The 25,691-nt window shown below is 60.2% G+C and carries 27 protein-coding genes; 13 read left to right on the forward strand and 14 right to left on the reverse strand.

Translation table 11 applies throughout. The features are described from left to right. Positions 1-202 precede the first annotated feature (202 nt). Complete coding sequence (locus RGCCGE502_RS23095) at positions 203-634, forward strand: hypothetical protein (RefSeq protein WP_040675484.1); 432 nt, start codon at positions 203-205, stop codon at positions 632-634. A gap of 2 nt (positions 635-636) precedes the next feature. On the opposite strand, the gene RGCCGE502_RS23100 is transcribed toward RGCCGE502_RS23095, so the two are convergent. Then, complete coding sequence (locus RGCCGE502_RS23100) at positions 637-1,278, reverse strand: LysE family translocator (RefSeq protein ID WP_016556618.1); 642 nt, start codon at positions 1,276-1,278, stop codon at positions 637-639. A 202-nt stretch (positions 1,279-1,480) separates the two neighbouring features. On the opposite strand from RGCCGE502_RS23100, the gene RGCCGE502_RS23105 reads away from it, so the two are divergent. Then, entirely contained in the window at positions 1,481-2,665 is a 1,185-nt protein-coding gene (locus tag RGCCGE502_RS23105; protein WP_016556620.1) for a multidrug effflux MFS transporter, read from the forward strand. 48 nt (positions 2,666-2,713) lie between these two features. Here the strand turns inward: RGCCGE502_RS23105 and RGCCGE502_RS23110 are convergent, their stop codons facing one another. Next, positions 2,714-3,937: an argininosuccinate synthase gene (locus tag RGCCGE502_RS23110; protein ID WP_016556621.1), complete on the reverse strand. Its 1,224-nt coding sequence runs from the start codon at positions 3,935-3,937 to the stop codon at positions 2,714-2,716. Between the two features lie 187 nt (positions 3,938-4,124). Here RGCCGE502_RS23110 and RGCCGE502_RS23115 point away from each other — a divergent pair, with 187 nt between their 5' ends. Both RGCCGE502_RS23115 and RGCCGE502_RS23120 read left to right on the forward strand, forming a co-directional pair. Continuing rightward, a complete protein-coding gene (locus RGCCGE502_RS23115) occupies positions 4,125-4,979 on the forward strand; it encodes an SDR family NAD(P)-dependent oxidoreductase (RefSeq protein WP_016556622.1) in 855 nt (284 codons plus the stop codon). An 81-nt stretch (positions 4,980-5,060) separates the two neighbouring features. After that, positions 5,061-5,702 carry a LysE family translocator gene (locus RGCCGE502_RS23120; protein ID WP_016556623.1) on the forward strand — a complete coding sequence of 214 codons (642 nt, stop codon included), beginning with the start codon at positions 5,061-5,063 and terminating at the stop codon, positions 5,700-5,702. A 42-nt stretch (positions 5,703-5,744) separates the two neighbouring features. Here the strand turns inward: RGCCGE502_RS23120 and RGCCGE502_RS23125 are convergent, their stop codons facing one another. The 5 genes from RGCCGE502_RS23125 to RGCCGE502_RS23145 form a co-directional block, all read right to left on the reverse strand. After that, on the reverse strand, positions 5,745-6,539 hold the full coding sequence (locus RGCCGE502_RS23125; protein ID WP_016556624.1) for an ABC transporter ATP-binding protein: 795 nt from the start codon (positions 6,537-6,539) through the stop codon (positions 5,745-5,747). Next, positions 6,536-7,417, reverse strand: coding sequence for an ABC transporter permease (locus RGCCGE502_RS23130; protein WP_016556625.1), 882 nt, complete (start codon positions 7,415-7,417; stop codon positions 6,536-6,538). The genes RGCCGE502_RS23125 and RGCCGE502_RS23130 overlap by 4 nt, the downstream gene beginning before the upstream one ends. Before the next feature lie 121 nt (positions 7,418-7,538). Beyond that, the gene (locus RGCCGE502_RS23135) at positions 7,539-8,492 is read right to left on the reverse strand and encodes an ABC transporter substrate-binding protein (protein ID WP_016556626.1); all 954 of its coding nucleotides are present in this window, start codon (positions 8,490-8,492) and stop codon (positions 7,539-7,541) included. A gap of 94 nt (positions 8,493-8,586) precedes the next feature. After that, on the reverse strand, positions 8,587-9,819 hold the full coding sequence (gene rlmN, locus RGCCGE502_RS23140; RefSeq protein ID WP_016556627.1) for a dual-specificity RNA methyltransferase RlmN: 1,233 nt from the start codon (positions 9,817-9,819) through the stop codon (positions 8,587-8,589). A gap of 226 nt (positions 9,820-10,045) precedes the next feature. After that, positions 10,046-10,609 (reverse strand): invasion associated locus B family protein, encoded by a 564-nt coding sequence (locus tag RGCCGE502_RS23145; protein WP_016556628.1) that lies wholly within the window; start codon positions 10,607-10,609, stop codon positions 10,046-10,048. 333 nt (positions 10,610-10,942) lie between these two features. Here RGCCGE502_RS23145 and RGCCGE502_RS23150 point away from each other — a divergent pair, with 333 nt between their 5' ends. After that, positions 10,943-11,503: a sigma-70 family RNA polymerase sigma factor gene (locus RGCCGE502_RS23150; protein ID WP_016556629.1), complete on the forward strand. Its 561-nt coding sequence runs from the start codon at positions 10,943-10,945 to the stop codon at positions 11,501-11,503. A gap of 13 nt (positions 11,504-11,516) precedes the next feature. On the opposite strand, the gene RGCCGE502_RS23155 is transcribed toward RGCCGE502_RS23150, so the two are convergent. Together RGCCGE502_RS23155 and RGCCGE502_RS23160 are read right to left on the reverse strand one after the other, a co-directional pair. Continuing rightward, positions 11,517-11,906 carry a YkvA family protein gene (locus RGCCGE502_RS23155; protein ID WP_016556630.1) on the reverse strand — a complete coding sequence of 130 codons (390 nt, stop codon included), beginning with the start codon at positions 11,904-11,906 and terminating at the stop codon, positions 11,517-11,519. A gap of 52 nt (positions 11,907-11,958) precedes the next feature. Beyond that, positions 11,959-12,264, reverse strand: coding sequence for a 4a-hydroxytetrahydrobiopterin dehydratase (locus RGCCGE502_RS23160; protein ID WP_016556631.1), 306 nt, complete (start codon positions 12,262-12,264; stop codon positions 11,959-11,961). A 36-nt stretch (positions 12,265-12,300) separates the two neighbouring features. Here RGCCGE502_RS23160 and RGCCGE502_RS35720 point away from each other — a divergent pair, with 36 nt between their 5' ends. Continuing rightward, entirely contained in the window at positions 12,301-12,801 is a 501-nt protein-coding gene (locus RGCCGE502_RS35720) for a low molecular weight protein-tyrosine-phosphatase (RefSeq protein WP_081647301.1), read from the forward strand. Here RGCCGE502_RS35720 and thpR read toward each other — a convergent pair. Both thpR and RGCCGE502_RS23175 read right to left on the reverse strand, forming a co-directional pair. Further along, on the reverse strand, positions 12,708-13,301 hold the full coding sequence (thpR, locus tag RGCCGE502_RS23170; RefSeq protein ID WP_016556634.1) for an RNA 2',3'-cyclic phosphodiesterase: 594 nt from the start codon (positions 13,299-13,301) through the stop codon (positions 12,708-12,710). The genes RGCCGE502_RS35720 and thpR overlap by 94 nt on opposite strands. Before the next feature lie 68 nt (positions 13,302-13,369). Continuing rightward, complete coding sequence (locus tag RGCCGE502_RS23175) at positions 13,370-14,014, reverse strand: arylesterase (protein WP_016556635.1); 645 nt, start codon at positions 14,012-14,014, stop codon at positions 13,370-13,372. Between the two features lie 53 nt (positions 14,015-14,067). Here RGCCGE502_RS23175 and RGCCGE502_RS23180 point away from each other — a divergent pair, with 53 nt between their 5' ends. The 4 genes from RGCCGE502_RS23180 to RGCCGE502_RS23195 all read left to right on the forward strand — a co-directional run bounded on the left by RGCCGE502_RS23180 (position 14,068) and on the right by RGCCGE502_RS23195 (position 18,889). Next, positions 14,068-14,775, forward strand: a complete 708-nt coding sequence (locus RGCCGE502_RS23180) for an ABC transporter ATP-binding protein (RefSeq protein ID WP_016556636.1) — start codon at positions 14,068-14,070, stop codon at positions 14,773-14,775. Further along, positions 14,772-17,315: an ABC transporter permease gene (locus RGCCGE502_RS23185; RefSeq protein ID WP_016556637.1), complete on the forward strand. Its 2,544-nt coding sequence runs from the start codon at positions 14,772-14,774 to the stop codon at positions 17,313-17,315. The genes RGCCGE502_RS23180 and RGCCGE502_RS23185 overlap by 4 nt, the downstream gene beginning before the upstream one ends. 179 nt (positions 17,316-17,494) lie before the next feature. Then, positions 17,495-18,223, forward strand: coding sequence for a Bax inhibitor-1/YccA family protein (locus tag RGCCGE502_RS23190; protein ID WP_016556638.1), 729 nt, complete (start codon positions 17,495-17,497; stop codon positions 18,221-18,223). Between the two features lie 108 nt (positions 18,224-18,331). Beyond that, on the forward strand, positions 18,332-18,889 hold the full coding sequence (locus RGCCGE502_RS23195; RefSeq protein WP_016556639.1) for a GNAT family N-acetyltransferase: 558 nt from the start codon (positions 18,332-18,334) through the stop codon (positions 18,887-18,889). Positions 18,890-18,895: 6 nt separating this feature from the next. Here the strand turns inward: RGCCGE502_RS23195 and RGCCGE502_RS23200 are convergent, their stop codons facing one another. The 3 genes from RGCCGE502_RS23200 to acnA all read right to left on the reverse strand — a co-directional run bounded on the left by RGCCGE502_RS23200 (position 18,896) and on the right by acnA (position 23,323). Continuing rightward, positions 18,896-19,297: a DUF2794 domain-containing protein gene (locus RGCCGE502_RS23200; RefSeq protein ID WP_016556640.1), complete on the reverse strand. Its 402-nt coding sequence runs from the start codon at positions 19,295-19,297 to the stop codon at positions 18,896-18,898. Positions 19,298-19,661: 364 nt separating this feature from the next. Beyond that, positions 19,662-20,399: a DUF1223 domain-containing protein gene (locus tag RGCCGE502_RS23205; RefSeq protein ID WP_016556641.1), complete on the reverse strand. Its 738-nt coding sequence runs from the start codon at positions 20,397-20,399 to the stop codon at positions 19,662-19,664. 233 nt (positions 20,400-20,632) lie between these two features. Continuing rightward, positions 20,633-23,323, reverse strand: a complete 2,691-nt coding sequence (acnA, locus tag RGCCGE502_RS23210; RefSeq protein WP_016556642.1) for an aconitate hydratase AcnA — start codon at positions 23,321-23,323, stop codon at positions 20,633-20,635. A 258-nt stretch (positions 23,324-23,581) separates the two neighbouring features. Between acnA and ccmA the strand changes: the two genes are divergently transcribed. From ccmA to RGCCGE502_RS23225, 3 genes are read left to right on the forward strand one after another with little or no spacing between them, the layout of a single operon-like run. Beyond that, positions 23,582-24,226: a heme ABC exporter ATP-binding protein CcmA gene (gene ccmA, locus RGCCGE502_RS23215; protein WP_016556643.1), complete on the forward strand. Its 645-nt coding sequence runs from the start codon at positions 23,582-23,584 to the stop codon at positions 24,224-24,226. Continuing rightward, positions 24,223-24,882: a heme exporter protein CcmB gene (gene ccmB, locus RGCCGE502_RS23220; protein WP_016556644.1), complete on the forward strand. Its 660-nt coding sequence runs from the start codon at positions 24,223-24,225 to the stop codon at positions 24,880-24,882. Before ccmA ends, ccmB begins: the two co-directional genes overlap by 4 nt. Before the next feature lie 47 nt (positions 24,883-24,929). Further along, entirely contained in the window at positions 24,930-25,691 is a 762-nt protein-coding gene (locus RGCCGE502_RS23225) for a heme ABC transporter permease (RefSeq protein WP_016556645.1), read from the forward strand.

The following is a 25,691-nucleotide window of genomic DNA, read 5'->3' on the forward strand; positions in this document are numbered from 1 at the left end:
TTTGTCGCAGGCAACTGAACAGGCAATATAGGGACGCGCATTGGCAATTGGTATTGCAGATCAGACGCACATCTCCCGGCCGGACTACGAAAAGTTCATGGCAAGAAATCATGCGTGAGAATTAACTAATCGTTAAGGATTGACGCACGTTCGCCACGCGCGGTAATTTCGCGCATCATCTCTTTGCAAGTGGATACGCGCCATGGAAATCCTTTCTGTGCGGTCTTCGCCGAATTTTCTTTTTCGAAGAAACTCAGATAGCTCCAGTCATTACAGTGAATTAGACGCGCTATTCAGCACGGAGCAGACGCCCTCGGCGGCGTTCCAAGTGAATGAAACCAACGCAGATACACCGGATTTTTCCGCGATCAGCGCCAACGAATTGCGGCAATATGCTAGGCAGAGCTTCGACGCCGGCGCGATCAACCAGGACACGTTTGCTACGATTTCCGAGCCATTGCCGATGCGTACGATCGATCCGTCGGGCAACATCCTCGACCTGTCCGATGTGACCGACGCGACGAGCTTCAATTTCCGGGACTACTACAAGGATCAGCTGCAGATCGCGATCTCGATCGGCGACCCGGAAACGGTGGCACGGCTCGACTCCGTCGTCAGCTTCCTCGACGTCTGATTTCAGGCCTTGCGCCACCCGAGCAGCCCGGGCGTTGCATGCCAGAGCGCCTGCGCGGCAAAACCCATGAAGAGCACGCCCGAGCAGCGCACGATCAGCCGTTCGTGCGAACGGTAAAACCGCCGGACCGTTCCCGCGCCGATGATGGTGATCAGGATCATGTCGGCAACGATGAAGCCAAGGAACGAAACCGCCAGCAGGATGGGCAGGGTGTGAAATTGCAGCGCGCTCGCCGAGCCCGCGACGAGCGCGGTAAACGTCGCCAGCGCCACCGGATATCCCTTGGGATTGGTGACGCCGAAGATCAGGCCGCGACGGAATGGTCGCTCCACCACCATCAGCGCCTGCCCCTCACCCTTCGGCTTTGCCCGCACGGCATTCCAGCCGATCCAGGCAAGATAGAAACCACAGAGAAGGCCGAGCGCGTCGAACACGAAGGTCCCTATCGTCTTCGCCCCGATTATCGCGATCAGCGCCAGCGATGCCCACAGCAGATCGCCGACCAGATGGCCGCTGACGAACATTGCGCCGGCACGGCGGCCCTGCCCGGCGCCGATGCCGAGCAACGCCAGGAAGGCAGGACCTGGAATGAGCACGTAGAGAAGGGCTGCCAGAAAGGCGCCCGCGAGCAAGGATTGCGTCATCGAGAAACTCCGGAAAGGTCAGCCGCAGCTTATGCGCCAATCGAAAGGCGTCAAGCTGTCATGGCGATCCATCATATTTTTGAATTGCCGGATCACGCGGCTTCCGACAGAAGAAAAGCCGCAGCCTTCGCACCGACCGTGCATGTCACCAGAACCGAATACCCTTATGCCCCCATTCCGGATGAGCGAACGGCGAACGAGCATGCTCGGCGCGCTCCTCGCAACCATCGGCCCGATCTCGATGTCGATCTATACGCCGGCAATGCCGGAGCTCGTCCATGCGTTCCAGACATCAGACTCCGCGATCAAGATGACGCTGTCAGTCTATTTCGCCGGCTTCTCGGTTGCGCAGCTGCTTGCCGGTCCGCTCTCCGATGCCTTCGGCCGCCGCGCCGCCACCCTCCTCTTCATCGGCATCTATGTGGTCGGCAGCCTGCTTGCCGCCTTTGCGCCCGGCATCGAGTGGCTGCTTGCCGGCCGCCTAATCCAGGGCGTCGGCGCCTCTGTCGGAATAACTGTGGCGCGCGCCATCGTGCGTGACCAATTCACCGGGACGGAAGCCTCTCGCATCATGAACCTGATTGGCATCATGATTGCCATCGGACCGGCCGCGGCGCCGACGATCGGCGGGCTGGCCCTGGCCGCCTTCGGCTGGCAATCCGTCTTCTTCCTCCTGATCGGCTTCGGACTGCTGATCTGTTTCGGCGTGATCGTCTTCATGCGCGAAACGAGCGTGCCGGATCCACGCCGCGCGCGCCCGGTCCCGCTGCTTCGCGCCTATCTGGAACTTGCACGCGAAACCCGCTTCGTCTCCGCCTCGCTCGTTCTCGGAGGCTCGATCGGCGCGCTTTACGCGCAGGCGACGCTGCTCCCGTTCATCCTGATCAACGTCGTCGGCCTTTCACCGACCGCCTTCGGCCTGGGCATGATGATGCAATCGGGTTCCTACTTCCTCGGCTCCGTCTGCCTTCGGTACGCCGCACCCCGCTTGGGCGGTGACGGTTCCGTGCGCGGCGGGCTTGGCCTGCTAGGGTTCGCCGCAATCATGATCGCGCTATCAGTCCATTTTGTAACGCCCTCCTATCTCTCGATCATGGGGCCGATCGCGTTTCTGGCCTTCGGATTGGCGTTCCTGACACCGCATATGACGACATCGGGCCTCTACCCCTTCCCGCATATCGCCGGTTCGGCCTCGGCGATGATGGGCTTTATTCAGATGGGTGGCGGCTTTGCCGGCGGCGTCGCGGGTTCGTTGATCGGCATGCCGCTGCTTGCGTTCGGAACCGTGATCCCGATCATGGCGCTGATTTCGATCGTGAGCTACGTCTGGTTCGTGCGCGCCTCGCAACGCGCCGCAACACTTTCCCACGCCACAGCAGACGAATGAAAAAGGCCCACACGAGGCGGGCCTTCGATCTCTTGCGGCAGCTCTCGATTACTTCGAGAGGTTGCGCTTGGCCAGCGTGCGCAGACGCAGCGCGTTAAGCTTGATGAAGCCGGCAGCGTCCTTCTGGTCGTAGGCGCCCTGGTCGTCTTCGAACGTAACCAGCTTGTCGGAATAGAGCGACTTCGGGCTCTCGCGGCCGGTGACCATGACATTGCCCTTGTAGAGCTTCAGCGTCACTTCGCCTTCGACATGCTCCTGGCTCTTGTCGATCAGAGCCTGCAGCATTTCGCGCTCCGGCGAGAACCAGAAGCCGTAGTAGATCAGCTCGGCGTAGCGCGGCATCAGCTCGTCCTTGAGGTGCGCAGCACCGCGGTCGAGGGTGATGGATTCGATGGCGCGGTGCGCGGCAAGCAGGATAGTGCCGCCGGGCGTCTCATAAACGCCGCGCGACTTCATGCCGACGAAGCGGTTTTCGACGAGGTCGAGGCGGCCGATGCCGTTGTCGCGGCCGTAGTTGTTGAGCGCCGCAAGCAGCGTTGCCGGGCTCATGCGTACGCCGTTGATCGAAACGGCATCACCCTTCTCGAAGCCAACCTTCATGGTGGTTGCTTTATCGGGAGCCGCTTCCGGAGAAATCGTGCGCATATGCACGTACTCGGGGGCTTCCTGTGCCGGATCTTCCAGAACCTTCCCCTCGGACGAGGAGTGCAGCAGGTTGGCGTCGACGGAGAACGGCGCTTCGCCCTTCTTGTCCTTGGCGACCGGGATCTGGTGGGCTTCGGCAAACGCGAGCAGATCGGTACGGCTCTTGAACGACCAGTCGCGCCAAGGCGCGATGATCTTGATATCGGGGTTCAGCGCATAGGCGGAGAGCTCGAAACGAACCTGGTCGTTGCCCTTGCCCGTTGCGCCATGCGCGATCGCATCGGCGCCGGTCTTGCGGGCGATATCGATCAGGTGCTTGGAGATCAGCGGACGGGCGATCGAGGTGCCGAGCAGATAGACGCCCTCATAGACGGCATTGGCGCGGAACATCGGGAACACGAAGTCCTTCACGAACTCTTCGCGGACGTCCTCGATGTAGATTTCCTTAATGCCGAGCATCTCGGCCTTCTTCCGCGCCGGCTCCAGCTCTTCGCCCTGGCCGAGGTCGGCGGTGAAGGTCACGACTTCTGCGCCGAGTTCGGTCTGCAGCCACTTCAGGATGATCGAGGTGTCGAGACCGCCGGAATAGGCGAGGACGACTTTCTTTACGTCTTTGTGCGATGCCATGATGATGAGGTCCGTTGCAAAAGGGCAGCGGCAAGCCCGCCAAGCCCGGTATGGCTCGGCACTTTTAGCGAGATCGGCGCAGGACGCAAGGGCAACGGCGGCCCTACGCGGCTCGGATAATGTTTGACAGGCCGAGAGCGCAGCCCATATCTGCCAGCGTCCGCACAATGCTGAGGAGTGGCTGGCCGTGACGAAAATCCAAGACATCATCAAGAAATCCAACGTGGCCGTCATCACCGGCGGTGCTTCCGGCATCGGGCTTGCGGCGGCAAAGCACTTCGCCCGTGCGGGCATGAGCGTTGCCATCGCCGATCTCGGCGGCGACCGGTTGGCAACGGCCGCAGAGGAACTGAAAGCCATCTCGGGCGAGGAGCATGTACTCGCCGTCGAAACAGACGTCGCTCAGAAGGAGTCTCTGGAAGCCCTTGAACGGACCGTGATCCAGCGGTTCGGCCGGGTACACATTCTCATGAACAACGCCGGTATCGGCCCCGAAACGTCGATCTTCAGCGCCCAGGCGAATTGGGACAGTCTCCTCGGCGTCAACCTGCTCGGCGTCATCCACGGCGTCAGGACCTTCGGCCAACACATGCTTGCCCACGGCGAACCGGGCCTGATCATCAACACCGGTTCCAAGCAGGGCATCACTACGCCACCCGGCAATCCGGCTTATAATGTCTCGAAGGCCGGCGTGAAGGTGTTCACCGAAGCGCTCGAGCACGAATTGCGCAACACCGAGGGCTCGAAGATCTCAGCCCACCTACTAATCCCCGGCTTCGTCTTCACCGGTCTCACCAAGGGCGATCGCGCCGAAAAACCAGCCGCCGCGTGGACCGCGGAACAGACCGTCGACTTCATGATTGAAAGCCTGGAACGCGGCGACTTCTACATCCTCTGCCCCGATAACGACGTGGCTCGCGCGGTGGACGAACGCCGCATGGCCTGGGCAATGGGGGACGTCATCGAAAACCGCCCGCCGCTCTCGCGCTGGCACAAGGACTATTCCGACAAGTTCAAGGCCTATCTCGAGCGGAAGGAATAGGTTGTATTAGAAGGTTTGATTAGACATTTTCCGGGAGCCGGGTAAAAGCAGGCAACGTTTTTCCGGCTTTCAGAGTGTATCATGGACTTTCTACCCAGCTTCGCCACGCTTCTCGCCTTTGCTGCCGCGACTCTGCTGCTTGCGGCAACGCCCGGGCCAGACATGACGTTGTCCATCAGCCGCGCTCTGGCGCAGGGCAAGAAGGCGGCGCTGTTCGTCGTGCTCGGCACCAGTCTTGGCATCGTCGTCCACACAATGCTGGTCGCATTCGGTGTCTCGGCCCTGATTACCGCGTCGCCGACCGCCTTTCTGATCCTGAAGACCGGCGGTGCCGCCTATCTGCTTTGGCTTGCCGTCCAGGCGGTCCGCTACGGCTCGAAGCTTTCGGTCAACAAGGTGGAAGCGGCAGCAGGTACGCCGCTTGCCAACATCTCCTCGGGTTTCTGGGTCAACCTCTTGAACCCGAAGGTCATCATCTTCTTCATGACCTTCCTGCCGCAGTTCGTTAGCGCCGGCGATCCGACGGTGACGCAGAAGCTGCTGTTTCTTGGCTTCTGCTTCATCCTGATCGGCATGCCGGTCAACGCTGCTGTGGTCTTTGCGGCCGACTGGCTGGCCAGCTGGCTGCAGAACAACAAGAAGGTCTTGCGCGGCATGGACTTTACCTTCGCCGGCGTCTTCTCCGTCTTCGCGGCAAAAATCCTGCTGACGCAGGCGCGCTAAGAGATCTCCGGGAAGTCTGACTTCCCGGAAAATTGTCTATCGTCAGCCGATCAGCAACGCATCGTCGTCAAGCGTCTGGCCGCGCATCTTGCGGAACATCGCGATCAAGTCTTCGACCTGCAACGTCTTGCGGCTGTCGCCGCTGACGTCGAGAACGATCTCGCCACCATGCAGCATGATCGTGCGGTGGCCATAATCGAGCGCCTGTCGCATGGAGTGGGTGACCATCAGCGTCGTCAGCTTGCGCTCCGAGACGATCTTCTGCGTGAGCCCCATGACGAACTCGGCCATGCCAGGATCGAGCGCCGCCGTATGCTCGTCGAGCAGAAGCACTTCGGAGCCCGCGAGCGTCGCCATGACAAGCGACACCGCCTGACGCTGACCGCCTGAAAGCAGGTCCATGCGGTCCCGCATCCGATTCTCGAGGCCGAGATTAAGTTCGGCGATCCGCTCGCGGAAATGCTCGCGCCGCTTCGGACCCAGCGCGGAGACGAGCCCCCGCCTTTCACCGCGACGCGCGGCAAGTGCAAGGTTTTCCTCGATCGAGAGCGAGCCGCAGCTTCCCGTCAGTGGATCCTGAAAGACACGGGCAACGAGGCCCGCACGCGCGGCAGTCGATTTGCGCGTGACATCGGTCTTGCCGATGAGAACCTGACCTTCGCTGGCGAGCACGTCGCCGGCAAGAACGCCGAGCAGCGTCGACTTGCCCGCCCCGTTCGAGCCGATAACAGTGACGAACGAGCCTTCTTCGATTGTCAGGCTGACGCCGTTCAGCGCCTGTTTCTGCAGCGGCGTACCTTTGCCGAAGACGACCTTGATATCCTTGAGCGTGATCACGATGCGGCACCTCCGCGGCGAAGACGGGGAAGAATAAGCGCTATTGTAACCAGAACGGCCGTCACGAAATTAAGGTCCGATGCCTGCAGCCCGATGACATCGGTCGAGAGTGCCAGCTGGATGGCGATGCGGTAGAGGATCGAGCCGAGCACGCAGCCGACCAGCGCGATCAGCAGGCCACGGCGACCGAGCAGCGTTTCGCCGATGATGACGGCCGCAAGACCGACGACGATCGTTCCCACGCCCGAAGTAACGTCCGCAAAACCGTTGGTTTGCGCGAAGAGCGCGCCACCGAAGGCAACCAGCGCATTCGAGATCGCCATGCCGAGATAGATCTGGCGGCTTGTGTCGACGCCCTGCGCGCGGGCCATACGGGCATTTGCGCCGGTCGCGCGCATCGCCAGACCCGAGTCGCTTTCAAGGAAGCGCCAAACGACGATCACGGCAACGACGACGAGGACGCCGACGAAGAGCGGCCGTACATAGAAATCACGCAGACCATGACCGAAGAACGGGCTGATCATTGTATCCGCATTGATCAGAGCGACGTTGGGTTTGCCCATGACGCGTAGGTTGACCGAGAAGAGCGCAATCATCGTCAGGATCGACGCAAGCAGGTTCAGGATCTTGAAGCGCACATTGAGCATCGCGGTTACGAGACCGGCCGCAGCGCCCGCAACCATCGCAATAAGCGCAGCAAGCCAGGCATTTACGCCAGCGATGATGAGAACCGCCGTTACCGCAGCACCGAGTGGGAAAGAGCCGTCAACCGTCAGATCCGGAAAATCCAGCACACGAAATGCGAGGTAAACGCCGAGCGCAACGAAGGCATAGACCAGCCCCAGCTCCACGGCTCCCCAGAATGCGATCTGACTCAAGGCTCCTGCCCTTTCTTCTGACTTGTCCGGCCTATTGCCGGGCTCAAGCTTTTAATACCATCAGCCGCCCCCGCGTAAAACGGGAGCGGCTGGATGGCAAGTTTCTCTAAATATGCGGTGATCAGTCGATCGTCTTGGTTGCGCGCTTCAGCACGCTTTCCGGCAGCGTAACGCCCATCTTGGCGGCCGCGCCCTTGTTGATGACGAGATCGCTACCAGCGGCAACCTTCACCGGAATGTCGCCCGGGTTTTCGCCCTTGAGGATGCGAACGACGATTTCGCCGGTCTGCTTGCCGACATCGTAGTAGTTGAAGCCGAGCGCCGCGACCGAGCCGCGCGAAACGGAATCGGTATCCGCCGTGAAGAGCGGCAGCTTGGCTTCCTCGGCAACGGCAACGGCGCCTTCGAGTGCCGAGATGATCGTGTTGTCGGTCGGGATGTAGATCGCATCGGCACGGCCGACGAGCGCGCGGGCAGCGCCCTGCACTTCAGCGGACTTGGTGGCGGCTGATTCAACAACCTTCAGGCCGGCCTTCTCGGCCTCCACCTTCAGGACGGCAAGCAGTGACACCGAGTTCGCTTCACCGGAGTTGTAGAGGTAACCGATCGTCTTGGCGTTCGGCAGGATTTCCTTGATCAGCGCAACGTGCTCGGCAACCGGCGACATGTCGGACAGACCGGTGACGTTGCCGCCGGGCTTGTCCATGTTCTTCACCAGCTGCGCACCGAGCGGATCGGAAACGGCCGTGAAGACAACCGGAATGTCGCGCGTCGCGGAAACGACGGCCTGAGCTGACGGCGTGGAGATCGGAACGATGACGTTCGGGCCCTCGCCAGCGAACTGGCGTGCGATCTGCGCAGCCGTGGCCGGATTGCCCTGGGCCGACTCGAACATGAACTTCAGGTTTTCGCCTTCCTTGTAGCCGGCGGCCGTCAGTACATCGAGGACACCCTTGCGCGCTGCATCGAGAGCCGGATGCTCGACGATCGCCGTGACCGCGACGGTGACATCTTCGGCCTTGGCAGGCAGGGTCAGGGCCAGCGTGGCCGCGACAGCAAGCAGAATTGAACGCATTGGGTATCCTCCAGATATGATTTTGGCCTGCTTCTAGGAAAAGCAGGCCATGAAATCAATCGTCCGGAGGTGTTTGAAAGATCAAACTTGCTGATCAATCATCCGCGCCGTGATTGGCAATCATCATCGCCTCGAAGGCCAGCCGCTCGGTCTTGCGCATGCGCTCCGACTCCGACTTCAGCTGACCGCAGGCGGCGAGAATGTCGCGGCCGCGCGGGGTGCGGATGGGCGAGGCATATCCGGCCGAGTTGATGAAATCGGCGAACTTCTCGATCTGCGCCCAGTCGGAACACTGGTAGTTGGTGCCCGGCCAGGGGTTGAACGGAATGAGGTTGATCTTCGCCGGCACGCCCTTGAGCAACTGGATCAGACCCTTGGCGTCTTCCAGACTGTCGTTGACGTCCTTCAGCATCACATATTCGAAGGTGATGCGTCGGGCGTTCGAAAGCCCTGGATACTTGCGGCAGGCGTCGATCAGCTCCTTCAACGGATACTTCTTGTTGATCGGCACCAGGATGTCGCGCAGGTCGTCGCGCACGGCATGCAGCGAGATCGCCAGCATCACGCCGATCTCGTCACCGGTACGGAAGATTTCAGGCACGACGCCCGAGGTCGAGAGCGTCACGCGACGCTTGGAGAGCGACAGCCCATCACCATCGGTCGCGATCAGCAGCGCCTGCTTCACGGCATCGAAATTGTAGAGCGGCTCGCCCATGCCCATCATCACGATGTTGCTGACCTTGCGGCCTTCCGCCGGCATGATCGTGCCCTGCGGCGCTTCGCGATCGGGGAAGTCGCCCAGCCGGTCGCGCGCCAGGAGAAGCTGTGAAAGGATCTCCTCGGCCGTCAAATTGCGTACCAGCCGCTGCGTGCCGGTATGACAGAAGGAACAGGTCAGGGTGCAGCCGACCTGGCTCGAGATGCAAAGCGTGCCGCGGCCCTCCTCCGGGATGTAGACCGCCTCGATCTCGACTGGACGCCCGGCTCCGCGCGGAGGGAAACGCAGGAGCCACTTCCGCGTACCGTCATTGGAAACCTGTTCTTCGACGATCTCGGGACGCGCGATGGTGAAATGCCGCTTCAGCATCTCGCGCATGTCCTTGGCGACGTTTGTCATGTGATCGAAATCGGACACACCGCGCACGTAGATCCAATTCCAGAGCTGGGCAACGCGCATCTTGATCTGCTTGTCCGGCACGCCCTTTTCGCGCAACGCAGCGCCCATCTCTTCACGGCTGAGGCCGATCAGCGAGGGCTTCTGGCCCGCGTCGAGCTGCGGCAGCGTGCCGGCAGGCTTGGTAACAGTCATCGCATCCATGACGGACATAGTCTCTTATCCCGAATTCAACATGCGATCGCCCCGGTAAGCCGGATGACTTGCGGGCACGACAGGCATGATGGCAGAAATTGAATGCGGAACCGGCGGCAAAGCCGCGATCTATCCGCTGTTGCGCGGGCCTTTAGCATCATTTTCACCGCGCGTCACTATAGATGGAAACGACGAAGGCCGGCGCAAGGCCGGCCTCCTGAAATTTCGCTACCGAGGCAGGCGCTTACTTGCAGCCTTCAACCTGCTTCAGTGCGGCGGAGATGCCGGACAGCGAGTAGCTGTACGACGTCGATGTTCCCTTGCGCGATGTGGCGTTGACGGTCATCGAGTGGCCGCTCTTCATGGCGGCGACGAGCGCCGGCTCCTGGGCCGCATTCTCGACCCAGCCGGCCTTGTCCTTGGTGAACATCACGAAGGTCTTGTTGTCGATAACGACATCGATCTTCGAGTTTTCCTTGACGATGTAGCCCATCATTGCCTGCGGCTCGTAGGAAATGTTCTGCCCGGGGCGCTGCGAGACGATGAAGAAGTTGTCACCGTGATCGATGTTCGCTGGTTTCTTTTCCGTCGGTACGGACAACACATAGCAAACGGTGCTCGCGCCGGACTTGTACGAATAGGCGCCCCAGGCCTGGAACTGCTGTATCCGCGTCGGCGCTGTCGAAGCCGGAGCAGCCTGCTGCTGCGCTGCCGGTGCCGCGGGCTGCGTCTTCTTGGTTTGAGCGGATGCAATGCCGGCGCTGGCGAGAACGAGGGAAATGGCGATTGCGGTAGTTTTACGAAACATGGATATCCTGCCGGTTCTTGCGATTCGAGCCCGAAGCGAGCGGGCGGCGCATAATCACGATCTGCTTTATTTTGACTTAATTCAGGTTACCAAAGCGTCAACAGGGACTGCGAGAAGTCCCTGCCTGTGCCATTCTCACCCAAGTGTCAACGCCGGGCGCTGGCGCCTCGCCCGTGGTGGCGTAGTACTGTGTGCGCACGCAGACCATCGTCACGAATGATTTAAGACATAAAGATTCAGGCAAGAGTTTGACCTTTTCAGAAACCGTTGTAGGTCAATAAGCGTTGGAAATCCGTTGGAGAATTCGCTGCGGCAGGGGACTTTGCACGGGATATGAATGCCGAGGAGAAACAGCGCTTCGCCGCCCTCGTCAGGGCCGTTGCGGAACGCCGCGACCAAGAGGCATTCGCCGTGCTGTTCGACTACTTTGCGCCGCGGCTAAAATCTTGGCTGTTACGCCAGAGAATGGCGAGCAGCGAGGCCGAGGAACTCGTCCAAGAAGTGATGATCGTACTCTGGCACAAGGCCGGGCTCTACGATGCGAGCCGATCGTCGCTGTCGACCTGGCTTTTTCGCATTGCCCGCAACCGCCGAATCGATCTGCAGCGCCGGGCCAATGCACGCGTCCTCGATCATGCAGATCCGGCTTTGCGACCGGTTGCGGAAACCGGCGCGGACGAAATCCTTGCGAACGACGACCGTGACGCCCACGTGCGCGCCGCTGTCCGTCAACTGCCGGAAGAGCAACGGGAAATGCTGCGCGCCGCCTTCTTTCTCGGTCAATCGCATTCGCAGATCGCCGAAGCGACGGGCCTGCCGCTTGGAACGGTCAAGTCCCGTATCCGGTTGGCCTTTGGAAAGCTCAGGAAGATACTTGAGGCCGAGGGCGCCTGATGCGCCGACACGGCTAGATCGTCTTCATGCCTTCGGGCTTGTCGGCAAGCGCGCGATCCGCTGCTTCATAGTGCCTTGGCTGCAAATGCCTGCTGACCATGGCGAAGGCTGCCGAAAGAACCGCAACGTCGTCCGAAAAACCGATCACCGCGAACACATCCGGGATCATGTCGATCGGCATGACGAAATAGGCAAGCGCGGCAAGAAGCACGCCACGCACCCGCGTGGGCGTCTGTGGATCCATTGCGCAATAGAATGCTGCGACGACATCGCGTGTGAATGGAATCTGCCGCACGGCCTTCTTGAAGGTCGGCCAGAATTTCTTGCGCACAGTCTGCTCTCGCCGGCTTTGCGTATCCTCGTCGCCCGGCAGCAGGATCTCACCGAATTTGACGTCGTCCATTCCAGATTGGTCCTCTTGTTCACGCGCACAAATGGTGATGATGGCACCGGATTCAATCAAGCCGGCGTGCCGCCGCTTTCTCCATTTCCGCGGCCAGCCTGAAGTCCAGCTCGGTCAGACCGCCTGCATCGTGCGTGTTCAGCTTGATGTCGACGCGCGAATAGACATTGAACCACTCCGGATGATGATTGAGCCGTTCCGCCGCGAGCGCAGCTTCCGTCATGAAGCCGAACGCTTCGACGAAATTGCGGAATTTGAAGCTTCGCGATATCGCTGCGCCGCTTTCATCGAGCGACCAGCCGTCAAGTTTGGAAAGTTCGACGGCGATAGCTTGGCGTTCCAGTTTTTCCCGTTTCATGCGATCGTCCCTCCTCTTTTGTAATATGGACCACAGATGAAACGCATTAGCATCCTGTTTGTTTGCATGGGCAATATCTGCCGTTCACCTCTCGCCGAGGGCATCTTCTCGTATCTTGTCGACGAGGCGGGCTCTGCTGGTCGTTTCGAGATCGATTCTGCCGGCACGGGCAGCTGGCATCAAGGTGATCATCCCGATCGGCGCTCGATCATAACAGCGAAAGGACACGGGATAGACATTTCTCGGCAACGCGCTCGCCAGATCACGATGGAGGATTTCGGCCATTTCGACCTGATCCTCGTGATGGATCAGGAAAACCTATCCGAACTTCGTCGCAGGCATCCAGAAGCCATGAATGTCCACTTGTTCGGTGACATTGCGCTTGAAACCGGCGAGGACATTCCCGACCCCTACTACGGCGACCGGGAGGACTTCGAACTTGTCTACGCCAGGCTCTTCACCGGCTGCAGAAAGCTGCTGGAGGGGCTGGGAACAGACAATGCCTCATGGAGGGGGAAAATCTCTTCAGTCAGATAGGGACCGCCACCAACCGATTCCCGTGACGACAGCAGCACGAAACGCGGAACAGTGAAGGCCGAAGTCTGGAAATTGCCGCGACCCGCCAGATAGTGCACCACGTCATCGACGCGAGATGATTTCAGCCGCGCGAGCGTGACGTGCGGCGTGAACTTACGGGGATCCGGCGGCAATCCGATGCGCTGGCAGATCCGCTCGATTTCCGCCTGCAGAGCATGCATCTCAGGCGAAGGCGAAACACCGGCCCAAACCGAATGCGGCTTCTTGGATCCGAAGGCGCCGATACCATCAAGACGTATCTGGAATTCGGGCCGGTCAATGCGGTCGAGCCGATCGACAATTTCGTCTGCCGTACGGCCGTCGACATCGCCGATAAACCGCAAAGTGATGTGGTAGTTTTCCACATCGATCCATCTTGCACCAGGGAGACCACCGCGCAGCAATGAGAGGCTCATTGCGGCATTGCGCGGAATTTCGAGGGCGGTAAACAGTCTCGGCATAACGAGCACTCCCCGAATCTTTTGCAGGTGCTCACACGGAATCACGCATTGAACACCTGCGCAAGTCCCTAATTCTTCACAGTAGAAATCGTTCCCAAGAATTGCGTGATAGCCGGCTCCATCTTTTCGACCATCACATTGATGCCTTTGCTGTTCGGATGCATGCCGTCATCAAGCTTCAGACTGGCATCGAGAGCAACCCCATCGAGAAAGAAAGGATAAAGCGCAACGCCATGTTTTTGCGCAAGTTTCTGGTAGATGGAGTTGAACTGTGCCGCATAGTCTCCGCCCATGTTCGGCGGCGCCAGCATGCCGACAAGAAGGACCGCAATACCTCGTTCCTTTAGCCGGGCAATCATCTGATCAAGATTCTTTTCACTCTCTTGTGGAGGGATGCCGCGCAGCGCATCATTGGCACCGAGCTCGAGAATAACGCCATCGGTGCCGCCAGGGATAGACCAGTCGATGCGTGCAAGACCGCCGGTCGTCGTGTCCCCGGACACGCCTGCATTGGCGATCGAGATATCCACTCCCTTGGCCTTCAGGGCTGCCTGCAACTTCTCTGGAAAGCCGTCGCCGGGCGGGAGTTGATAGCCCGCCATCAGGCTGTCGCCAAAGCCAACCAGGCTGATTGTCCTTGCACTGGCGGCGACCGCGAAGATCAGCGAAGCAACAATGACGGCGATGTGAAGGCCGGCAACTTTAAATCTCATTCTGCTTTCCCTAGATTGGCAGCACGATCGGCATCTATATAGGGCGAATACTGTTGGCAAAAACCATCATCGAGTTGAAGCGCGCCGATTTGACGCTTGGCAGTGCCGCCGCCTCCGTCCATGTCCTGAAAGGCATCGACTTGACGATTGCCGCCGGCGAGTCGGTCGGTATCGTGGGGCCGTCGGGGTCCGGCAAATCGACATTGCTGATGGTGCTTGCGGGACTTGAGAAGCTTGATAGTGGCGAGATCAACGTCAGCGGCACGCCATTACATGCGCTAAGTGAAGACCAGGTGGCCGACTTCCGTGGGCGCAACATCGGTATCGTCTTCCAGTCCTTTCATCTGATTGCCAACATGACGGCGCTGGAAAACGTCGCCGTACCGCTCGAACTCGCCAACCTTCCCAATCCCTTCGATATCGCCCGGCGTGAGCTTAAATCCGTGGGGCTCGGCGATCGATTGAACCACTATCCCGGCCAGCTTTCCGGGGGCGAGCAGCAACGTGTGGCCATTGCACGCGCGCTCGCACCCTCGCCTGCACTGCTGATCGCCGACGAACCAACCGGCAACCTCGACACCGACACCGGCCGCCAGATTGCCGATCTGCTGTTTTCGAAGCAGGCTGAGCGTGGCATGACGCTGCTGCTCGTCACTCACGACGCGGCACTCGCCAAACGCTGCTCCAGGCAGATTCGGGTTCGGTCCGGCCAGATCGAGGGCGACAGCGCGCCAGTGCAGCCTGAGGCGGCGATTGCATGACATTGGTGACCGCGCGTGTCTCGCTCGCCTTTCGCCTCGCGCTTCGGGAGCTGCGCGGTGGGCTTGGTGGCTTCTACATCTTTCTCGCCTGTATTGCTCTCGGCACCGGCGCCATTGCGGCGGTCAACTCCGTTTCGCAGTCGATTGCCGACACGATCGCAACGCAGGGCCAGGAGATCCTCGCCGGCGACGTGCGCTTCGAGCTCAATAACCGCGAGGCGACGGAAGCAGAAATGGGCTTCCTGCGCGGCTTCGGAAACGTGTCAGTCTCGACTGGCCTGCGTTCGATGGCGCGCAAGCCCGACGGCTCGGATCAGGCCTTGGTAGAAGTCAAGGCGGTCGACGGCGCCTATCCACTCTACGGCGCCTTCGAAGCCGCCCCGAATTACCCATTACACACGCTTCTATCCGGACAGAGCGGGACGTTTGGCGCGGTGGCGGCGCCGCTCCTCCTGGAGCGTCTCGGTCTTTCCATTGGCGATGAAATCCTGCTCGGCAGTGCCATTCTGAACATTACCGGGACGATCAAGACCGAACCGGACGCAGTTTCGGAAGGCTTCGGTTTCGCGCCGCGCCTTCTCGTGAGCAGGGACGCTCTCAAGGCATCGGGCCTCATCCAGACGGGTAGCTTGGTGGAACACGTTTACAAGATCCGCATGGACGATCCCAACGAGAGATCCACGATCCGCGATCGGGCGACGAAGGAATTTCCGTCTGCCGGCTGGTCGATTCGTACGAGCGATCGCGCGGCCCCTTCACTGACTGAAAACATCGAGCGTTTCTCGCAGTTCCTGACCTTGGTCGGACTGACGGCGCTGATTGTCGGCGGTGTCGGCGTCGCGAATGCCGTCCGCGCCTTCCTGGATTCCAAGCGCACGACGATCGCAACGTTCAAATGCCTCGGCGCACCGGCGGCGACGGTGGTTCTGATTTACCTTTTTCAGATTGCAATCATTGCTCTCGGCGGCATTGTCGTCGGCTTGGTCATCGGTGCGCTGGCGCCGATCGTCGCATCGCAATTTCTGGCGCAATTCCTACCCGTTTCCACCGACCTCACATTCTACCCCGGAGCCTTGGCCCTCGCGGTTCTGTTCGGCATTTTGACAACGCTGGCCTTTGCCATCATGCCGCTCGGACATTCCCGCGAGGTTCCGGCAACAGCGTTGTTCCGCGAGCAGGGTTTTGAAGCGCGCGGCCTTCCCTCCTGGCCTTACATCCTCCTTGCCGCAGCCTTTCTCTTTGCGCTTGCCGGTCTCGCCATCGCCACCGCCTACGATCGCTTTATTGCCATCATCTTTGTCGGGGCAATCGCCTTCGCTTTCGTTATCCTGCGGCTGGTCGCGGCCGGTATTGCGTGGCTCGCGCGCCGCAGTCCGCGTGTCAACTCGCCGGCCCTGCGCCTCGCGATCGGCAACATCCATCGCCCCGGCGCGCTGACGCCCTCCGTCGTGCTGTCGCTCGGTCTTGGGCTCGCGCTGCTCGTCACCCTCACCCTGATCGACGGCAACATGCGGCAGCAGTTGACCGGACGCATGGCCGCCGGCGCGCCGAACTTCTTCTTCGTCGACATTCAGGGATCCGAACTCGAGAAATTCCGGAGCGTTGTCAAAGCCGGCTCCCCGGACGGCAAATTGGTCGAAGTGCCGATGCTGCGCGGACGCATCCTTGCCTTCAACGGTGAGGATGTGACGAAGCGAAAGGTCCCACCTGGCGGCCAGTGGGTACTGCGCGGCGACCGCGGCATCACATATTCGGAAGCGCTGCCGGAAAATGCATCATTGACCGCGGGTTCGTGGTGGCCGAAGGAATACAGCGGCGAGCAGCTAGTATCCTTTTCCGCCGAGGAAGCCAAGGAACTCGGCTTGAAGATCGGCGACACCGTCACCGTCAACGTGCTTGGCCGCAACATCACCGCCAAGATCGCCAATCTCCGCAAGGTCGAATGGGAATCGCTTTCCATCAACTTCGTTATGATCTTCTCGCCGAATACGTTCCGCGGCGCCCCGCATGCTTGGCTGGCGACACTCACCGACCCGACGGCAACCTCCGCCGCGGAGGCCGCAATCCTGAAGTCGGTAACGAACACCTATCCGACGATCACCAGCGTCCGGGTCAAGGACGCAATCGACATCGTCAATGCGTTGGTGGGGCAACTGGCCACAGCGATCCGCGCCGCCGCCTCCGTTGCCCTCATCGCATCGGTCCTCGTGCTCGCGGGCGCACTTGCCGCCGGCAACCGCGCTCGTACCCATGACGCGGTCGTCCTCAAGACACTTGGCGCGACGCGGCGAATGCTGATCCGCGCATTCTGCTACGAGTACCTCATCCTTGGCGCCGCGACTGCGGTATTCGCTCTCTTTGCCGGCGGCGTCGCGGCATGGTTCATCACTGCCCGGATCATGCGTATCCCATCCCATTTCCTGCCTGACGTCGCCGGGCTGACGCTCGTCACTGCCCTGGTGCTCACCGTGGGCATAGGGCTCGTCGGCACGTGGCGTATCTTAGGGCAGAAGGCAGCACCCGTTTTGCGCGAACTCTGATTGACCGAACGGAGAAATTCCCTTCACCTTACGGCGATTTAACCCGATCTCGGGTTGCAAGGGCCTTGTTTGCGAAAGCCGAAAGGCTCATATTGTGTGCAGGCATGCTGGGCTCCGCAGCGGCGCCCGGGTTTTTGCGCCCGACACCGTGTCCACACCGGAGCTTGTAAGAGGAAACTATGGCTGACCTTCGTAATTACCAAGGCCGCGTACAGACTGGCGAGATGATCGACCAGGGCCTACGCAGCTATATGCTCAAGGTCTACAACCTGATGGCGCTGGGTCTGGCGATCACGGGTGTAGCGGCCTATCTGGGCTTCAATTTCGCCGTCCAGAACGGCCAACTGACGCAGTTTGGCGTATTGCTTTTCCAATCGCCGCTGCGCTGGGTGGTCATTCTCGCACCGCTGGCTGCCGTGTTCTTCCTGAGCTTCAGGATTAACCGGATGAGTGTTGCCGCTGCGCAGACGACCTTCTGGGTCTACGCCGCGCTGGTGGGCCTGTCGCTTTCGTCGATCTTCCTGGTCTACACACAGTCGAGCATCACGCAGACGTTCTTCGTAACGGCCGCTTCCTTCGGTGCACTCTCGCTCTATGGTTACACGACCAAGCGTGATCTCTCTGCAATGGGCTCGTTCCTGATGATGGGTCTCTTCGGCCTGATCATCGCGTCGCTCGTGAATCTCTTCCTGGCGTCGTCTGCCATGCAGTTCGCGATCTCCGTGATCGGCGTGCTGATTTTTGCGGGCCTCACCGCCTACGACACGCAGCGTATCAAGGAAATGTACTACGAAGCAGACGGCGCAGACGTTGCCGGCCGCAAGGCGATCATGGGCGCACTGACCCTGTATCTCGACTTCATCAACCTCTTCATGTTCCTCCTGCAGTTCATGGGCAACCGCAAATAAGGAACAGGGACACTATCGAAAAGGCGGCTTCGGCCGCCTTTTTTGTTGCTAGATCATCCTGAGAATGATTTCTGGAAACGTCCTTAGTCAAATCCGCCGGCTGACCGAATGCCCATCTCACTGCGCGACGCTTTCCCATCCGACCTCCCGGCTATTACGACGATCTATCGAGAATCCGTTCTGAATGGTGTCGCAAGCTATGAGCTCGTCCCGCCCGAACAGGACGAGATGGCGGCGCGATTTTCCGCAATCACGGGCCAGGGCTATCCGTACATCGCCGCGATCGACGAGGGTGGCAACCTGCTTGGTTATGCCTATGCCTCGGCTTTCCGTACACGACCGGCCTATCGTTGGATGGTGGAGGATTCCATCTATCTTGGGCCTGAGGCACGCGGTCGGGGAATCGGAAGACTGCTGCTTACCGAACTGATCCAACGCTGCAGCGATCTCGGCTTTCGTCAGATGGCAGCCGTGATCGGTGGCGCGCATCCGGCATCAATTGCCCTGCATCGCGCCTTGGGTTTTGAGGAGACCGGTCGTCTGAAAGCAACAGGCTACAAACACGGACGCTGGCTCGACACGATGATCATGCAACGTGCCCTTGGCGAGGGCGCGGCCTCGGACCCGGATGCTTCGACCTATCCCGGCACTCTGTTCAAAGCCTGAGTCGCTTTACTTCTCGACCAGCTTCAAAGCCTTATTGAAGACCTTCAAGACCTGCTGTAGCTCGTGCCCGCGCTTCAGGATGACGCCGTGCGTGTTGATAACGCAGTAGGCGCCCTGCTTGGCTGCAAGCTTCGGATTCTTCTCGATGCGAAAGAGCGGCATTTCGCCCGATCGCTTGAAAACCGAGAAGACCGCCCGGTCTTTCAGATGATCGATCGCATAGTCCCGCCATTCCCCCTCGCCGACCATGCGGCCATAGATCCACAGAATCGCATCGAGCTCGCGCCGGTGGAACGTGACCGGAGCGGGATCCTTGCTCTGCTTGTATTCCTTGAGATCCACGACGACTGAGGAACTGCTCTCGGCTGACCGGCTTTCGCCGCGCCGCAAATCCGGCTGATCTGTCATCAGTCTCCCGGTGCCTCCACTCGTGACAGGTAAATGACAGTTTGCCTTAGCGTTTACAAATTGCAAGCAGGCGATCGGTCACATTAATCATACTCTGTGCAATCTCCCGAGCGCCGCAATTCAGTCAAAACAGCGCCTCATTTGCAAGGGAAATTCCCTCACGACTGCGCCGCGGGCCCGTTCGGACCTACGTCGCACCCGATTCGTGCATGATCTTTGCCTGATTTTATAGGCATAAAAGGTTATGCCTGAGTTTGGCGCCAGCGCGCCAAAGGGCCCGGCTGACCGTATCGACCTTAACCCCAGCCCCGAATACGATCAGCCGGGCCGCCCCGTTTTCCATCCACAGAAGCAGATGAAACGGCTAGATGTTCTTCCCGGCCATGACGACCGTCGCTCCGAGAATCGCGGATGGATTGCCATCGGCGGTGGAGGATTGAAGTAGAATCGCGCAGCCCTCGAGGTCCGGCTTCTGCATCACGCTTGCCGGCAGCGTCAAGCTCGTTTCCTTGCCCTCCCACATGCCGACCGTCTCCACATCGGCAACGCTATTCAGGTAGGCAATCTTCTGGCCGCTGTTCTCGCCCTTCTCGACATCGATGGTCTTCTCACGGTTGAAATACACCATGACGACATTGGCCTTGCCTTGCCCTGCTCCGATCTTGATCTCGAGTTGGTCGCCGCGCATCTCGGCCTTCACCGGCACGGAAAGACCCATTCCTTCGGCGGCATAGCCATCGATCTTCTTGTTGATCGCGCCAAGGTCGGCGCCGGCCACGTGGTCACGGCCGTTGATGATGACCTGCGGCGTATAGACATTGGCGCGACCCATCGTCTGAGCGTAGCCATACTGCCGCTCCGTGTTTTCCTTCGAGCTCAGCGTGTCGGCCCAGCCCATATAATTCCAGTAATCGACGTGATAGGCGAGCGCGATAACCCCACCAGCCTCGACAATCTTACGGAAAACCGCATCCGCGGGCGGACAAGAAGAACAGCCCTGAGAGGTGAAAAGTTCGACTACGCCCTTCGGCGTCTCCTGGGCGAAAAGTGGGCCGGCAAGCGCCACACCTGCAACCACAGAAATCAAAAACCTCGCGGACATTCACTGCACCTTTTTCTTCAGTACCTGCCGCCAAGTTTCACTGCAGGTTCCGATATCTGAGGGTAGAGATAGTGGTTCTCGGTCGAAACGGAAAGTCACGAACGGGTGAGAGCATGCTTCGGACAAGCCAAGCTGAGACACATCGTCGTGACCAGGTATTCAGACTTCTCGCTCAAACGAAAACCGCCGGAAATCTCTTTCCGGCGGTCATTGTCATGGAAGTCTGTTAACAATCAGGCAGCGAGATCGCGCAGAACCGTCTGCAGGATGCCGCCGTTGTTAAGGTAGATCACTTCGTCGAGCGTATCGACGCGCGACAGCAGTGGTACTTCCTTCACGGAACCGTCGCCATAGGTGATCTTGGCGATCTTCTTTTCGCGCGGCTTGATGTTCTCGAGACCTTCGATGGTGACGATCTCATCGCCCTTCAGGCCGAGGCTCTGCCAGGTCGTGCCCTCTTCGAAGACGAAGGGGATGACGCCCATGCCGACCAGGTTCGACCGGTGGATACGCTCGAAGGACTGCGCGATCACGGCCTTGACGCCAAGCAGGTTGGTGCCCTTCGCTGCCCAGTCGCGCGACGAGCCGTTGCCATATTCGACACCTGCGAAGATGACGAGCGGAACGCCCTCGGTCTTGTACTGCATGGCCGCGTCGTAGATCGATTCCTCTTCCTTGGAGGGGTAGTGGATGGTGTAGCCACCTTCCTTGCCGTTCGGGCCGAGCATGTGGTTGCGGATGCGGATGTTGGCAAACGTGCCGCGCATCATCACTTCATGGTTGCCACGGCGCGTGCCGTACTGGTTGAAGTCGGCGACGCCGACATTGTTCTCGAGTAGGTAAGCACCAGCCGGAGACGCAGCCTTGATCGAACCGGCCGGCGAAATGTGGTCGGTGGTGATCTTGTCGCCGAAGAGACCGAGAACGCGAGCACCCTTGATGTCCGAAATGCCCGAGCCGGTCTTGCCCATGCCCACGAAATAGGGCGGGTTCTGCACGTAGGTCGACTTGTCGTCCCAGGCATATGTCTGCCCGGCCGGCACGTTGACGGCCTGCCAGTTTTCGTCGCCCTTGAAGACGTCGGCGTACTTCGTCTCGTAAAGTTCGCGAGTGACGTACTTCTGGATGAAGTCCTGCACTTCGTGCGAGGTCGGCCAGATGTCCTTGAGGTAAACAGGCTTACCGTTCTGGTCTTCGCCGATCGGCTCCTTGGTCAGATCCTTCTGGACCGAGCCTGCGAGCGCGTAGGCAACGACGAGCGGCGGGGATGCCAGGTAGTTCGCCTGAACGTCGGGCGAAATACGGCCTTCGAAGTTGCGGTTGCCCGAAAGAACGCCCGAAACAATCAGACCCTTGTCGTTGATCGTCTTCGAGATCGGCGCCGGCAGCGGGCCGGAGTTGCCGATGCAGGTCGTGCAGCCGAAGCCGACGAGGTTGAAGCCGAGCTTGTCGAGGTCGGCCTGCAGGCCGGACTTCGCCAGATATTCACCAACGACTTGCGATCCGGGCGCTAGCGACGTCTTGACCCACGGCTTCGTCTTCAGGCCCTTGGCAACGGCATTGCGAGCGAGAAGGCCTGCGGCGATCAGAACCGACGGGTTGGAGGTGTTGGTGCAGGAGGTGATGGCTGCGATGGCCACGTCGCCATGGCCGAGATCGAAGTCGGTGCCTTCAACCGCATAGCGGTTCGAGAGCTGGCCGGGCTTCTTGTAGTCGGCGTCCATCGAGCCGGCGAAACCCGACGCGATGTTTTCGAGCGGGATGCGGCCTTCCGGGCGCTTCGGGCCGGCCATGGCGGGCACGACGTCGCCGAGGTCGAGTTCCAGCGTGTCGGTGAAGACGAGATCGGAGCCGTCGCCTTCGCGCCACATGCCCTGAGCCTTCGAATAAGCGTCGACAAGCGCGATGCGGTCCTTCGTGCGGCCGGACATGTTGAGGTAGTTGATGGTTTCGCCGTCAACCGGGAAGAAGCCGCAGGTCGCGCCGTATTCCGGACCCATGTTGCCGATCGTCGCGCGGTCGGCGAGCGGCATGTTGTCCATGCCAGGGCCGAAGAATTCAACGAACTTCGACACAACGCCCTTCTTACGCAGCATCTGCACGACCATCAGCACGAGATCGGTCGCCGTGACGCCTTCCTTGAGCTTGCCGGTGAGTTTGAAGCCGATGACTTCAGGCAGGAGCATCGAGACCGGCTGACCGAGCATGGCCGCTTCCGCTTCGATACCGCCGACGCCCCAGCCGAGAACGCCAAGGCCGTTGATCATCGTCGTGTGCGAGTCGGTGCCGACACAGGTATCCGGATAAGCGATCGTCTCGCCGTCCTCTTCCTTCGTCCAAACGGTCTGGCCGAGATATTCGAGGTTGACCTGGTGACAGATGCCGGTGCCCGGAGGAACGACGCGGAAATTCTTGAATGCCTGCTGGCCCCACTTCAGGAAGCGGTAGCGCTCGCCGTTGCGCTGGTATTCCAGTTCCACGTTCTTGGCAAATGCCTGCGGCGTACCGAATTCGTCGACGATAACCGAGTGGTCGATGACGAGGTCGACGGGAACCAGCGGGTTGATCTTCTCTGGGTCGCCACCGAGCGACACCATCGCGTCGCGCATCGCGGCGAGGTCGACGACGGCGGGAACGCCAGTGAAATCCTGCATCAGCACCCGCGCTGGACGATAGGCGATTTCGTTTTCGACAGCGCCCTTATTGTTCAGCCATTCGGCCACAGCAAGGATGTGTTCCTTCGTCACCGACTGGCCGTCTTCGAAGCGCAGCAGGTTCTCGAGCAGAACCTTCATCGAGTAAGGGAGCTTCGAAACACCCGGCAGGCCATTCGCCTCAGCCTTGGGCAGGCTGTAATAGACGTAGTCCTTACCGTTCACGGTGAGCGTGGAACGACAATTGAAGCTGTCAAGAGATTTAGACACGAGAGACCCCGTTTCTGATAGCGAACACAATCGTGCGGACGCCTATGCACGTAATGCACATCAGGATGCGGGTACGGCCATTTCCGCTGTCCGCACGTGGAGCGAAGCCCATGTTCGGCGCAAGGATGAAATTCACGCCGACCGCTGGCGTGGTTGCGGGTCTTATAGATAATTTCTATGAAAGGTGCCAGAGAGTGCGTGACCCATTTCGGATTTTTTTGCATTGCGATGACTGAAAAATTAAACCACGGAAAAGTCATGCATCTTGAGGCTGCCAATCTGGCTGCGCGCCGGGGCGAAGACCTGATTTTTGAGGGGCTTTCATTCGGCTTGGAAGCAGGCCAAGCGCTGGTTTTGACTGGCAAAAATGGATCGGGAAAGTCAACTTTGCTGCGCGTCGTCGCCGGTCTCCTCCGTCAGGAAAGGGGTACGGTGAGCTTTACCGATTCGCACGGCGACACACACAAACGCGTTGGCGAAATCAGCCACTATCTCGGCCACCGCAATGCGATGAAAAGCGAACTGACCGTTGCTGAAAACCTCGAGTTCTGGCGCCGTTTTCTGGGACAGATGCACGGCCCCTCCGTTTCCATCGATGAGGCCGCAGCCGCGGTCGGGCTCGAAGGTATCACCCACCTTCCTTTCGGCTATCTTTCGGCTGGCCAGCAGCGTCGCTTTGCCTTCGCCAAGCTGCTGATCGCCTACCGGCCGGTCTGGATCCTCGATGAACCGACGGCGGCGCTCGACACAAGCGGCGACCGCCTCTTTGCCGAGCTCATCGAAGCGCATCGGCGCAATGGCGGCATCGTGCTTGCGGCGACCCACCAGCCCCTTGGCCTGGAAGGCGTGCAGGAACTGCGGATGACGGGGTTTGCCCATGCCGGATCGGGAGTGTGGGCATGACCGCACTTCTGCTGCGCGACCTCAAGCTCTCCATACGCGCCGGCGGCGGTGCGCTGGTCGGCGTCCTCTTCTTCCTGACCGTCGTTGCGGTCATTCCCTTTGGTGTCGGACCCGATCTGGCATTGCTGTCCCGTATCGGCCCGGCCATCGTCTGGATCGGCGCGCTGCTTGCGGCACTTCTCGGCCTCGACCGGCTCTTTCAGGCCGAACGCGACGATGGCTCGCTCGACCTCATGCTGATGCAGGAAACCCCGCTGGTCCTGACAGTGCTGGTCAAGTGCCTGGCACACTGGATCGCCACCAGCCTGCCGCTCGTGATTGCCTCGCCGTTGCTTGGCCTCTTCATGAACATGAGCGAGACGGCGATCGGCGCGACGATGCTGACGCTGCTGGTCGGTTCACCGGCGATTACCTTCATCGGCGCCGTCGGCGCAGCCGTTGCCGTCGCCCTGCCGCGCGGCGGTCTGCTGGTCTCGATCCTGGTACTGCCGCTGACCATTCCGGTACTGATCTTCGGCGTCAGCGCCACTTATTCGGCGGTCGAGGGACCGTCGCCCTTCCTGCCGCCGTTTCTCATCCTGATCGCACTGACGCTGTTCTTCGCCGTCATCGGCCCGGCCGCGGCGGCATTGGCGCTGCGCAACACGTCGGATTGATGGAGCGCTCGATTGCGGCATAAGGCATATCGCGGTAAGGAAACGGCATGAGCGAAACGAGCCTTGCCATCACGAAATTCAGCGATCTCGCCAACCCGACGCGGTTCCTGGCGCTGGCCGCGCGCATCCTTCCCTGGATGGCCGCTTTCACGGCCCTCTGTTTCATCGTGGGGCTGTATCTCAGCTTCACGACCGAAGGCGACTACCAGCAGGGCGAGACGGTTCGCATCATGTATATCCACGTCCCGGCCGCGTGGCTTTCGATGATGGGCTACACGATCATGAGCCTCTCGGCGATCGGCACGCTCGTCTGGCGCCACCCGCTGGCCGACGTCTCCGCCAAGGCTGCCGCCCCGCTCGGCGCTGCCTTCACCCTGATTGCTCTCGTCACTGGCTCGCTCTGGGGCAAGCCGATGTGGGGTACATGGTGGGTGTGGGACGCCAGACTGACGTCGGTCTTCATTCTGTTCCTGATGTATCTCGGGCTTATCGCGCTCAATCGCGCAATCGACGAGCCGTCCAAGGCCGCACGCGTCAGCGCCGTGCTGATCCTCGTCGGCTTCGTCAACATCCCGATCATCAAGTTCTCGGTCGACTGGTGGAATACGCTTCATCAGTCCGCCAGCGTTCTGCGCTTCGATGGCCCGGCCATCGATCCGGAATTCCTGCGGCCGCTGCTGGTGATGGCCGTGGCGTTCACCGCGCTTTTCTTCACCCTGCACATCATGGCGATGCGCAACGAAATCTGGCGTCGCCGTGTCGCCGCCCAACGCCGTATGGCAGCCCGGCTCGCGAGCCGCGAGGGATAG

Origin of the sequence: Rhizobium grahamii CCGE 502 (genome assembly GCF_000298315.2) — a bacterium.
Classification (GTDB): Bacteria; Pseudomonadota; Alphaproteobacteria; order Rhizobiales; family Rhizobiaceae; genus Rhizobium; species Rhizobium grahamii.